8 protein-coding genes are annotated in these 12,563 nt (G+C 43.7%); 1 reads left to right on the top strand and 7 read right to left on the bottom strand.

From position 1 onward, the window contains the following. Nucleotides 1-4: 4 nt before the first annotated feature. Together B5Y40_RS08660 and B5Y40_RS08655 are read right to left on the bottom strand one after the other, a co-directional pair. Nucleotides 5-379 (bottom strand): response regulator, encoded by a 375-nt coding sequence (locus tag B5Y40_RS08660; RefSeq protein ID WP_079686281.1) that lies wholly within the window; start codon nt 377-379, stop codon nt 5-7. After that, nucleotides 348-3,719: a PAS domain S-box protein gene (locus tag B5Y40_RS08655; protein ID WP_159453633.1), complete on the bottom strand. Its 3,372-nt coding sequence runs from the start codon at nt 3,717-3,719 to the stop codon at nt 348-350. The genes B5Y40_RS08660 and B5Y40_RS08655 overlap by 32 nt, the downstream gene beginning before the upstream one ends. Before the next feature lie 383 nt (nt 3,720-4,102). Between B5Y40_RS08655 and B5Y40_RS08650 the strand changes: the two genes are divergently transcribed. Next, nucleotides 4,103-5,830, top strand: coding sequence for a LytTR family transcriptional regulator (locus B5Y40_RS08650; protein WP_079686279.1), 1,728 nt, complete (start codon nt 4,103-4,105; stop codon nt 5,828-5,830). Here B5Y40_RS08650 and B5Y40_RS08645 read toward each other — a convergent pair. The 5 genes from B5Y40_RS08645 to B5Y40_RS08625 all read right to left on the bottom strand — a co-directional run bounded on the left by B5Y40_RS08645 (nt 5,811) and on the right by B5Y40_RS08625 (nt 12,512). Beyond that, complete coding sequence (locus B5Y40_RS08645; protein WP_079686278.1) at nt 5,811-6,545, bottom strand: RNA polymerase sigma factor; 735 nt, start codon at nt 6,543-6,545, stop codon at nt 5,811-5,813. The two genes, B5Y40_RS08650 and B5Y40_RS08645, sit on opposite strands and share 20 nt — an antisense overlap. Before the next feature lie 12 nt (nt 6,546-6,557). Continuing rightward, entirely contained in the window at nt 6,558-7,040 is a 483-nt protein-coding gene (locus B5Y40_RS08640; RefSeq protein WP_079686277.1) for a hypothetical protein, read from the bottom strand. A gap of 166 nt (nt 7,041-7,206) precedes the next feature. After that, on the bottom strand, nt 7,207-7,614 hold the full coding sequence (locus B5Y40_RS08635; RefSeq protein ID WP_079686276.1) for a hypothetical protein: 408 nt from the start codon (nt 7,612-7,614) through the stop codon (nt 7,207-7,209). Between the two features lie 124 nt (nt 7,615-7,738). After that, nucleotides 7,739-9,232: a SusD/RagB family nutrient-binding outer membrane lipoprotein gene (locus tag B5Y40_RS08630; protein WP_079686275.1), complete on the bottom strand. Its 1,494-nt coding sequence runs from the start codon at nt 9,230-9,232 to the stop codon at nt 7,739-7,741. 19 nt (nt 9,233-9,251) lie between these two features. After that, the gene (locus B5Y40_RS08625; protein ID WP_143785660.1) at nt 9,252-12,512 is read right to left on the bottom strand and encodes a SusC/RagA family TonB-linked outer membrane protein; all 3,261 of its coding nucleotides are present in this window, start codon (nt 12,510-12,512) and stop codon (nt 9,252-9,254) included. Between the last annotated feature and the right edge of the window lie 51 nt (nt 12,513-12,563).

Genomic DNA, 12,563 nt, shown 5'->3' with positions numbered 1-12,563 from the left:
TTCACTAGGCACTCGGGAGCACTTCGTTTATACCCTCCAGGATCATTTCGATTGTTCCGGGCTTACGAATAAATCTGACCGCTCCCAAGGCCAGCACTCTATCTTTACTTTCCTGCTCAGGCTTGGCTGAAAATACAATGATAGGTATATGCTGCCATGCTGCATTTGATTTTAATGTTTCAATCAAAGTGTATCCATCCATTACCGGCATCAGCAAATCCGTGATCACCAGGTCTGGAACAGATTGCATAACCTTGTTCACAGCATCCTGTCCGTTCACAGCAGCTGTCGTTTCATATCCCTCCATCGCCAATACCTGCACTATATTTTTCAGCAGGTCAGCGGTATCATCCACTACTAATATTTTCTTGCCTTCCATCTATAGGTATGGATATTGTGAAGGTTGTGCCTTCATTTAATTTACTTTCAACCTGAATAAATCCTCCCAGTAAATCTACCGTTTTTCTCACAATCGACAATCCAAGACCAGTACCCTGTATGGTGCTTGCATTGGATGCGCGATGAAAAGAATGAAAGAGCTTCTCCATATCTTCTTCCGGTATACCAAGCCCCTGATCTTTTACTTTCAACTGCAACGTGTTATTACTGCAAGCGATGTTAAACCACACAGAATTTTTCCCGGGAGAAAATTTGATTGCATTCGTAAGCAGGTTTACCACGATGATCCGAAGCATCCGCGGATCGCTGGCAATAACTTGCTGATCGCACGCAATGTCCAATCGGATGCGATGTGTCTTCCCCGTACTTTGATATACTTCGTTTGATATACTATCGAAGAAAACGTTTACTTCAATGGGCATAACGCCCACCATCACCTTGCCTGACTCGGCCTTACCTACCGTGAGTACATCTTCCAACAGGTAGTTCATATGCTCTACCTGACGCACTATATCATCCAGTTTCTTATCAATGTCCTCGGGAGAAATTTTAGTTTTATAGCGTCTGATAAAACCAGTAGCGAGCGAGATAGTTGAAAGCGGGGTTCTGAATTCATGCGAAGCCATCGACACAAACTTCGTCTTCAACTCGGCAAGTTCCTTTTCCTTTTGCAACGCATCATTTAATTCACGCGTCCGGTCCTGCACCATTTTTTCAAGCCCCTTCCGGTAATCGATAAGCTCCGTTATATTCTGTGCCACGATAATAACTCCTTTGATCTGTTCTTCTGCATTGTAGCGTGGCGATGCGCTTAACAGCAGAATGATTGACTCTCCATTTCGCGTTAACACCGGCAGTTCAAAATTGTTCAGGGCGTGGCCGCGTATAGCACGCGCGAAAAGATGAGCCACCGTTTCCTGATACGGCACCTCTATAAATTCCTCTATCCATTTTTTCCCTAATGCATCTGATTTACTAAACTGCATAACTTGCGCAGTAACATCGTTCCATTCATTGATGGCTCCGTTTTCATCAAGCCCGAAAATAGGAACGTTGGAAGTTTCAATCAGCACCGACAGTTCTTTTGCAATGCTGGTAATTTTATTCTCGTATTCTTTCTGTGGACTGATATCACGATAGGTTGCAACAATGCCCTTCACACTGGGTATATGTGTAAGGTTAATAGAAGTGCCTTGCATCCAAAGCCAGTGGCCATCTTTATGTCGCGCACGACAGGTGATCGAAATGAGTTTTCCCTGGTTTTGAACAATATCCTCCCAGTCGCGGGTATATTGTTCCAGATCATCCGGGTGTATAAGATCATGACCTTGCAAAGTTTCCAGATCTTTCGAAGTATACCCGAGTTTCCGGGTTAAACTCGGACTCGCATAATGTATAGTTCCATTCAAGTCGACCAGGCAAAAAACATCATCGCTATATTCAACCAGCGCGCGGAACTTCTCTTCACGCTCGCGTAAGGCAACTTCAGCATTTTTAATTTCGGTTGTATCGCGAATATTGAGACAATAGCCAACCATTTCATCGGATTCATTCTTGACCCGTGTGATCATGACGGAAGACCAAAGTGGTTTCTCGTTCACAAAGGATTCTACTTCGTATAGCACGGTAGCACCCTGACTTGTCCTTTCAAGCATTGCCCGAAAAGATTCTTTGCGGCTTTCCGGGATATAGCGAACTATATCTGTACCAATCTCGGGTTCTGTATCAAAGTGTAGCATGAACCGATGAAGATACGCTTTGTTATAGGCAATGATCTTCCGGTCGTTTGCCAGAAGTATAAATGCATCGGGTGTGTTATTAAAGATTGCCTTCAGGTTGGCTTCGGATTGCTGAATAGCTTTCTCGCGATTTTTTTTCTCCGTGATATCCATGGACATGATGATGACGTGCGTCACCTTACCAAACTGATATACCGGTTCATAACGAAGTAAATGAACAATCTCTTTACCTTCTGCGGTAAAGTATGCTTCCGTAAAAACGGCTTCACCTTGCAAGGCTTTCGCATAAAGAAGATGGGCCGTATCTCTCCGCTCCTTCACCACCACATCCGATAGCCGCATTCCCACTTTTGGTTGAATACTTGCCACTCTATAGATAAATCCCTCAAACGTTTTGTTAAAAAGTATAACCGTGCTGTCGGCATCCAGCAGCAACATTCCTTCCTGCGTATTGGTAAAGATTATATCTATATTCCTTCGATACTCACTGAGCTGATCATCCTTTCGCTGAATGATCTCTGCCGCTTGCTGACGAATGGTTTCTTTTGCTATCTCCAGTTTATCATTCAGCTCTACCAGGTTTTCGTTTGAGGTGATCAGTTCTTCATTGGTAGTGGTGAGCTCTTCAAGCGCTACGCGTAACTCTTCATTTGCCGAGGCGACTTCGTGATTGGCATCGTGTAACTGTGTGTTATAGTATTGAAGATGCCATGCATCTGCCTTCTGTTGTACATCTTTTTTATTCAATGAGTTTGTATTGAATATAATGAGCAACACAAAGATGATGATAAAGCTCAATACAATGCTGGTAACACCAAGCTCGGTTGAAAGTATACCATACCAATGTCCCCACAAGCGTATATAGCCTATCAGCACCGGCAGTATAATTACCAGCGGTATCAGTATACGTGCAATAACACTGCCTGCATATGAACTTGTAAGCTGCTTCATCAAGCCTTTTTTCGGGTTCGCGAACAGGAATGCAACAGACAGAAAAAGAAAACCGACTGCTGTCTGTGCAGCCATCGGGAAATAATATTCAGATGAGAAGAACTCGGGCACACGGTATATATAGCCGAGCAGGAAGAATAAACCATTGAGCATAACGAGCACCGCGCAGCGTTGTGCAAAAATCACACGCTTGTTCTTCCCCGAAAAAAGGTGAAGCAATGACAGCACAATCAGTAAAAAATTGATAGCCGTTACAAGCGGCATGCGATTCAACTTATTCTCATCCCGATCGATCGCTAGCTTGTCTGTATAGAGTGCAGTGTCTAGCGTGAAATTCAGACCGAAAACAACCTGTATAACTTTATAGGTTGAAACAGCGGCTATGATGCCCGTGAGTACGAGTATGAAATTTTGTTTTGAATGCGTCTGCTGATCGGATACGGTGAGTATAAATGCACATACGGTAAGGATGAACAAAACTGCTGTGAACGGATTCATCGGCATGGTGCCAGGCAACGGTCGCTTGAAGAACTCGACATCAAATTGCCATCCCGCCAATGTGAGCACAGCGATCACCAACACGGCTGTTGATAATAAACGAGACCAGCGTACAACGTTATGTTCTTCCATAAGTATCCACCATGAACCATAGAAAGATATAAAATTTACGGTGAGATTACACCGCCCTGCCATCTTTTCGCGACAGGTGTTACACGGAAATGCAAAACAAAAAAAGGATTACTCTTTCGGGCAATCCTTATAACCAACCAGACAGTAAAGAGAGAGGGTCTTCGTAGAAAATCTTTTTTCTAACGGCAATCAGGTTCTGATATCACATTCATTTTTTCGCATCAATAATAAATTTTATCATCCGGTTTCAAACCTTTTGCACAAAAATCGTTTCTAAGATTTAAAGCGCGAATATTCTGGCAGCCAACCATCGTTGTCCGATATTGGAATAGAGTTTTTGGATATCAGAATATCGTGCATTTGACAACTAAACCGTGTGACGTATGAAAAAAATGTTACTGCTGGCCCTTACCCTGTGCGTTGTATCCTTCAATATTCTTTCTGCACAATCTCCTGATCCACTACCGCGAAGGGACTCCATCAACGTGTTGTTGGAATTCTCATTGAAAATTTACAGAACATACCCAGATCAGGCGTGTAAACTTGCCGAACGTGCTTTTCGTTACGCAACGGAAGAGAAAGACGTCCTCCTAGAAGGAAAATCTTCTTTCATGTTGGGTATGGTATATAAGGAACTTAACGACCCGCAGCGATCGCTTCGCGAGTACCGGCATGCCCTTCAGTTGTTTGAAACACTGCACGACTCTACACGCATCGGACGCACGTACAACGGTATGGGTACTGTTTATTTATTCAATTTAAATCACGTTACATGGTCGTCTTATTATTTGAATAAAGCGAAATCTTATCTGCAACACGATTCAGTCAATCTGGCGAATGTGCTCACCAATATCGGATCGCTCAAACTCAGAACCGGGAATCTGGATGAAGCACTTACGCTCTATCGCTCAGCATACGAAATCCAGCAGAAGCACAATGATCTTCCTCGCATGAGCGTCAGCTTAAACAACATCGCCACGGTGCTGGATCACAAAAAGGATTTTCGTGCGAGTATAGAATATTACCAGAAGAGTTTACAAATAGAACGGATTCTCGAAAATCGTAAGAGTATAGCTACCGTGCTGTTGGGGCTTGCCGGTGCGAATTGCCAGAATGGTGCGCATGATCAGGCAGAAGTATATCTGCGCGAATCGATGGCGATTTCAAAAAAGTATTCATTCCATGTAAACTACGTTAGCGCCTTGCAGTATATGGCGTATGAATGTGAGCATACACACAAACTAAGTGAAGCGAAGAACTTTGCATTGGAAGCTAATACCCTCGCAGATAAGTATCATCTCTCGCACATTAAAGGAGAAATATACCATCAGCTAAGTATACTGCATGAAAAGATGGGAGAATTAAAAGAAGCTCTGGTCTACCAGCAGAAGTGTTCATCCTTCAAAGATTCCATTGCCAATGTTGAGCGTAAAGCAGCTGCAGACCTGGTGGATTTAAAAGAAAAGACCGTACAAGCATCTACGCCTGCACCTGTAGTATACTGGCCTTGGTTAAGTCTGGTGCTGGTGGGAAGCGCCTCGTTGGGATTTATATTTTATCGCAAGCGAAAGCATCAACATCATTCACCTGCCATCACCGAAATGGATATGAACGAAACCACTGTACAGGCAGCACAAGAATATATAGTGCCTGAGGTTGGGAAGTATAGAATAACGAACAATGTGCAGGATATAGCGTCTGGTAACAATCCTACGCCCGAAAAATCTCAAGCTATAGCACCCGACAACGACATGGCTATACCAAAGCCAGCAGTGCACCTGGAAGTAATCAACGGGCAGGGCATGAAGCTCATCAACCTCGATGATGTTCAGTGGTTTCAGAAAGAAGGAAAATCATACCATGCCTTTACTGAAAAAGGGAATTATCGCGTGCGCCAGAATATGGCTGACCTGGAAGATTCTCTCCCGAAAACGAAGTTCTTCCGCATTAATCGCTCGGTGATCATCAACACTTCACAGATGAGCAATTATTCTTTCTGGGAGAATCATAAATATATTATCCGGATGCGCGATCCACGGAAATCAGAATTCACAATTTCACGAAACCGGCTACGGGAAATGAAAGAAACATTTAATGTATTTGAAAATTGATAAGGTCCGCAGTACCGGTCTGCTCCAAATGGAGTGCTATATAAGTTTGAACTTTACGGATATAGTCACGTTCAAATTTACCAGTACGTTCGTTAACCTTGCCTTCTTCAATAAAGCATTGTTTCTTTTTTGGACATTGACAGGTATTTCCCGGTGTAAGCAGACTACATTTTTTTGAAATCCAGTTTCGCAGGTCTTTCCGTGAACGTGATAATCGTTTCCGGTAAGCATCCGGTGTAATCTTTAGTATATAGGATGCTTGCACATGATCCATCCGGAATATATCTGCGAGTACCAACGTGATACGTTGCTCTTCGCTCAGGCAAAGCAACGCACCCGAGAAATAATCCGTCAGAAAGTTTTCCGGAAGCATTGATTCTTCAGAGTCGTCTTCTTCCAGCCACAGGCCTGATGTTATTTGTCGCTGCTGCGATTTCTCTTTACGTTTCGATTGTAAGACATGATTCACCGTAATTCTATAGAGCCAGGTTGTAAAAGAGCTCTGCTGTTCAAATCCATGAAGGTGTTCCCACACGCGAATAAATATATCCTGCGTGACGTCTTTAATTTCTTCAGCAGTGCCTCCGAATTGCTTCACGAGTCGCGACACGAAAGTATTGTGTCGCACAAAAAGAATTTCCGCGGCAGCGCTGTTTCCGGCTTTCGCCTCTGTTACCAACTGATCATCGGTATACTGGTATAATCCGGGCTTCATACAACGGTAGGGTTATGCACATCGAACAGTATATTGTTTTTCGTGGGCGAGGTCTACTAACTGGTCAAACCCAAGTGACAATGATTTTGAATGCCATTGGACATTACCATGACGAATGTAGCAGTCGTGCACGGGGCTGTTCCAGTAACCGGATGCTGTATCAATAAAAAACTTCTTGGCCTCAGAACATATATATTCCAATTCAGAAAATACTTCCGCGGGTAAGATCTCGTGCCGATCGATGCCGGGCACTTGCCTTGCCGGAATAACCTGGATCGATGTCATATCACGTGAAAGCTCCAGGGAAATCATAAACCCGAGACCAAACCAGAGGACATGGTCCGGGAGTTGTTCTTTTACATGCAATGCAATGTCACCTGAATTAAAGAAAGAGAGCGCTCCGACAATGGCCGGTTGTTGTTGTGCCAATTCAAACCGGACACAGGCAATGCCGTCCGGATTCTTAAAAATGTGCGTGTTTACGTGAGCTTTCATAGAGAACGGGGCTTTATATATTTATTCAAAAATCACCCATCCCGCGTGGAAAAAGATATACTATAGCTTCGAAATGTAGCTTTAGCGTTCCGAAATAGAGCCCTTCGCCATTGAAATTACAGGTGAAGTCTGTATGCCAGCAACCTGCATCGTGAACGATCGTCCCTTAATTCATAATTGAAATTGATGTCATCACAATTTTATTCCTGCACTGTGCTTCGTGAGAGATCATGAACACCAGAAATTCATACGGTGTACTGAAGCTCTTGACTTTCCCTTCACGCATGGTCTTTTGAATCAACTGTGTGATCGCATCACCGGTTTTCCCTAGCCCCTCTTTTAGTGTTTCCTTTTCCAAGCCGTGGTCGTTCAGTTTTTCAAGCCCATTGGCCAGTGTCGGATCATTCTGCTCAAGCCACAACAGCCGCGTATTATAGATGTGAACGAAGTGTTTGGTGAGATCTGCTTTTCGGTGTCCGGAAAGTAATTTTCGAAATTGCTCTTCCGTAAAAGAATCCAGCAGCAGCAAATTGATACGGTTATTAATGTCCCAGGTATCGAGGAATCTCTTCATATCCTTAAAATTCAAATTGGTAAAAGCGTGTAACCCATTCGTTGCGGGATACTCTTTTTTTGTTAAAAGTGCCCGGAATTTCTTCCGGACACTTTCGGTTAGGAATCAAACAAATCCAACAAGGTTATTGTACATCCCACCACACGTGGCTATCGTGTGTATCGCCACCGGTAATTCTTCCGGATGCTTCCTGGTAGTTTAGTTTATTCAGTGTAGCCTCTACGTTGGGATAAGCATATCTTCTGGGAATCTGCTTGCTTGCGTTCACCGCATAGGGCGTAGGTTGTAAGTTCGGATAACCGGTCCTTCTCCATTCAAACCATGCTTCTGTTCCGTTCGGATATAAAGCGATCCACCGCTGAGTGCCAATCTTCGAAAGCTTCTCCTCTTCCGTGCCTGTAAATTCCACGGCATCCTGTGTGGTATATTCTTCGAACGCATCCTGATCAAAAACACCTTGTTGATTCCACGATGCCTGAATGGCAGCATAGTATAGATCTGCAGCATCATCTGTTGTCCAATTCAACAAAGCGGCTTCCGCTTTTGCAAACAAGATCTGTGATGCCGTAAGTATATAGCCACGGGATGTAGTTTCACGAATGGCACTTCCCGGACGAGAATATTCATTCTCGTTTGTCCAGTCAATTAACATATCACGCTGCAATCCATACGGAAGTCCTATATATTCGTCTGATTCAGTCGGATCAACAAAGACCGTGACGCGTGGATCATTCAGATCTTTTAAAGTATTCACCAACACATCACTTGCACCGTAATCGTCACGCCCATCAAATAGTACATGCAATGGATTCCTCAATTTATCATCATCCAAAAATGCTACGAAAGCGTTATCGCTGTTATCGATGATGTGACCGTCATCATCATTCAGTGCACTGAGAAATTCTGTCTTCGCTGTACCGGGATCAACGTTTGAAATGCGCAACGCCATAAGCATACGCAACGAGTTCGTAAACTTTTTCCATTTGGCAGCATCTTCATGGAAGAGAATATCTCCGCCAAGCATCGATCCGTTATCAAACTGATCACCTGCTTCGCGCAACTCCTTGAAGAGATCACTATATATCTGCTGTTGAGGGGTATATGCAGGTTGTGTATTTTTCTTTAGCGCATCTGTATAGGGAACATCTCCCCAACGATCGGTTACCACCCAGAATAAATACGCCTTGAGAATCCGTGCTACTGCAAGCTGATTGTTGTTGGATGCAAACTGCGACATCTGCAGTTTTGTTTCTTCATTTGTATTGAAGTCTATAATCGACTGCAGGTCTTGTAACGATACAGCATAGTAATTGTCCCAAAGGGCAAACGTCGTGGAGTACTGTGAATCTTCAGGATACTGACTCTCCGACCAGTACTGGACATATAGCATAGGCTCGGGTGCACCAACGGTTTGAATGCCAGCTATACCTCCGCGCAACGAACGACCGGCTTCTGTAGAGGGCACGCCCGTTATAGCTTCCGTGAGCAAAGCGAACGGTACAGGTACACGCGATGCGTTCGGGTTGTCGTTGGTGTCACCGAAATCAGAGCAACCAACGCTCAATAACAACATGGCAAAAACTTTCCATTGTCTTTTTCTGAATATAGTGAATGACATAATGATTATTTAGAGGTTATCAGAAGGATGCTTTAATATTAAATCCAAGCGAGCGCGTGCCCGGTTGTTGACCGTTCTCTCCCCACCGCTGAGAAAGTTCAGAGGCATCTATATTCCGGTTGGATAGATATAGCAGCCATGGGTTTCGTGCTACTACTGAGAACGTAAGGTTCTGCAGGATGCTGTTGTTCTTTAACGGTACACGATACCCTAAACTGATCTCACGAAGCTTTACATACGATGCATCAAAGACCGAGTTGTCGAGTATATCATTGTTACCAAACTGGTGGAAGTAATCGAATGCGGATAGATCATACTCTACGGGTTGACCTTCTGCATTTATACCTTTCACATGTATACCACCACCTTCGGCTACATCATCACGTACGTTTTTACCATTGCTATTTGTAACAGCTGTGTTTTCCAGCAATCCGGAATATTCACCCCAGTAATTGGACAGCGAGAAATATTTACCACCACGCTGGAAGTCCAGGGCTACGGCCAATGAAAAATTCTTATAGGTAAAATTGTTCAGTACACCGCCCGTAAAATCCGGAAGCACAGAACCAAAGAATACATCGTTCTTGAATGCATACGTACCATCATCATTCAATACCGGCTGCCCGTTGACGCGTTCTATACCAACACCACGAATTTGTCCCCACTTGTTACTGCCGCCATCGTAGTCTGTTTTATTCACCAGGTATACATATCCGAAGTAATCGAATGTATCATATCCCGGAGTTGACGCGTTAACCGAATTTATACCTTCAGCAAGTTCAATGATGCGCGAATTGTTACGCGCCAGGTTCACACTTATATTCCACTCAAATGCACGGGTAGATATAGGGGTTCCTTCCAATTGAAGCTCTATACCGTTGCGTTCCACCCTGCCTGCATTAATAACCTTATCTGAAAAACCACTGGCTGTACTTACATCAACATTCAGGATTTCGTTTTTCTTTACTTCATTGTAATACGTAAAGCTTATACCAGCGCGATTGTTCAGGAACTTCATATCGATTCCCATTTCATACGCAGAAGAGAGTGATGGTTTGATATTGGAGTTCGTTAATAGATCGGGAGTTGTCATGAGTATATTTCCATCGAACTGAATTTGATCCACCGGATAGGTAAGGTATAATTGATAAGGATCGAGGTCTGAACCAACTTGCGCCCAGCTACCCCGTAGTTTTCCATAGGACAAAAACGGAATAAGGGGTTGTGTTAATTCACTAAATACGAATGATGCACCAACGGACGGATAGAAATAAGAATTGTTATTCTTTGGCAACGCTGAACTCCAATCGTTTCGCGCTGTAACTTCGAGAAAGGCAAAGTCCTTATACCCTACAGAAGCTCTTCCATATAGACTTCGTACACTTTTCTCCTGACGGTAGTTGTAATAGTTCAGAGCTCCTTTTGAATTGGACACTGTAAAAAGATCAGGAACAACCAACCCGCCATTCGTAGCCATCCGTACATCTTTATATACATTTTGACGAATGTTACCCCCTGCATTTATATCTATATCGAAATCACCAAAAACCTGGTCGTAGCTCGCTAGAAACTCATAGTTATTTTCTGCGTTGGACGTTTGCCCTGTGCTATAGGCTGCTTGCGCGTTTGTCTGCGCTACACTTTGCTCGATGATATAGGGTGTCTTGTTCTCATAATTTGAAGACGACTGATTTCTCCGGAAGAATCCTTGTACTCGGAAGTGATCATTTAGCTTTACCAACAAGTTTATATCACCGAACAAGCGATCACGCTTCGTTGTGAAATTAATATGATCCATGTAGGAGTACGGATTATACCAGTAATTTCCACGGTTAAAATTCGTGGACGTATAATTTGTTGCTGCGTTCGGGTTACTGTGATTCCAGCTTGCCAGGGCACCGGTAGGTGTTCTGAAATCACGCAGCTCTTTCAATATACTCATGTCCAGGTCGCGGTGAAACCATTGGTTAAAAGAGCCTGCGCCCGTATAGTTTGAGTAGTTATCATCAAAATTTCCAAAGACGGTTTCGTTGGTATAATTGATATTGGAGCCGATTGTGACATACTTGCTCAGCGTAGCCGAGTTTTGCGTAGATATATAATGACGTTCTAAATTTGTATTCGGGATGATACCGGTCTGCTGAAGATTGGTATAGGATACACGCACGAAATATCCATCACCAGTCTTCGAGAAGTTAATGTTATTATTAAACGTTTTACCGGTTTCATAGTATTCTCTCACATTATCAGGCTGCGCTGTATAATTTGCTGTTTTGAAAGAATATTTATTTCCCGGATACCATGCATACCAAGGTATATATTCAGAGCCATCCATCTTCGGTCCCCATGAGGCATCATCCGAGTAATCGTGATACTTCTTGCCATCAAATACAGCCCAGTCTGCAGGATGTACACCCGGATTATAGGTAAACGTTCTGAATGCCGAGCTTCCACCGCCACCATATGTATTCTGATACTCGGGCAATATATTTACCTGCTCAAAAGTAGTTGTGCTGTTTAGTTCAAGACCTATACCTTTTGTTTTCTTGCCACGCTTGGTTGTGATCTGAACCACACCTGCATCACCACGCTGTCCGTAGAGGGCAGTGGCATTCGGACCTTTGAGTATAGATATAGACTCAACATCATCCATATTTATACCTAAATCAATAGGCGATGTTCCCGTTGCACCCCGCTCAAAATTATTTACCGGTGTTCCATCAATAACATATAGCGGGCTCTTTTCAGTAAGCGAAGCTGAACCGCGAATACGAATCGTTGCCGCTGCACCTAGCTTGGCACCCGACTGATTCAGTACCTGTACACCTGCTACTTTACCGGCAAGTGTCGTGTTGAGATCAGCATCACGCGTAATGCGAAGCTTCTCATCGGCGTTTAACTGTTGTGTCGCATACGACAATGATTTTTCTTTTCGCTCAATACCAAGGGCCGTCACGACAACCTCTGAGAGCTGTTGAAAATCAGGAGCAAGTGCGACATCTACAACGGAGCGTTCGCCGACTGCCACTTCCTGTGTTTTGAAACCTATAAATGAAAACACAAGGTCTGTACTTTCGGGCGGCAATGCTATAGTATATTTACCGCTTGCATCGGTTACGGAACCAATGGTGCTTCCCTTCACCATTACATTTACTCCGGGAATACCCTGACCATCATCTGTCGATGTCACCGTCCCGGAGATACTTCGGTCTTGCGCGATACTGGTCCCTGTAACAAACGCACAGAGCCCCAGCAATACGATCTGTAAAATCCTCTTCATAGATTTTGGATTAAGTTTTAGGAGGTTGGATGCGCACAACCGAGTGGTGTG

Source organism: Ohtaekwangia koreensis (assembly GCF_900167975.1).
GTDB lineage: Bacteria > Bacteroidota > Bacteroidia > Cytophagales > Cyclobacteriaceae > Ohtaekwangia > Ohtaekwangia koreensis.
The sequence above is the reverse complement of the archived record's forward strand: the minus strand, read 5'-3'. Positions and strand labels throughout refer to the sequence as shown.

Coding starts and splice junctions, on each gene's coding strand:
- B5Y40_RS08660 (WP_079686281.1), bottom strand. CDS start 379: ATGGAAGGCAAGAAAATATTAGTAGTGGATGATACCGCTGACCTGCTG.
- B5Y40_RS08655 (WP_159453633.1), bottom strand. CDS start 3,719: ATGGAAGAACATAACGTTGTACGCTGGTCTCGTTTATTATCAACAGCC.
- B5Y40_RS08650 (WP_079686279.1), top strand. CDS start 4,103: ATGAAAAAAATGTTACTGCTGGCCCTTACCCTGTGCGTTGTATCCTTC.
- B5Y40_RS08645 (WP_079686278.1), bottom strand. CDS start 6,545: ATGAAGCCCGGATTATACCAGTATACCGATGATCAGTTGGTAACAGAG.
- B5Y40_RS08640 (WP_079686277.1), bottom strand. CDS start 7,040: ATGAAAGCTCACGTAAACACGCACATTTTTAAGAATCCGGACGGCATT.
- B5Y40_RS08635 (WP_079686276.1), bottom strand. CDS start 7,614: ATGAAGAGATTCCTCGATACCTGGGACATTAATAACCGTATCAATTTG.
- B5Y40_RS08630 (WP_079686275.1), bottom strand. CDS start 9,232: ATGTCATTCACTATATTCAGAAAAAGACAATGGAAAGTTTTTGCCATG.
- B5Y40_RS08625 (WP_143785660.1), bottom strand. CDS start 12,512: ATGAAGAGGATTTTACAGATCGTATTGCTGGGGCTCTGTGCGTTTGTT.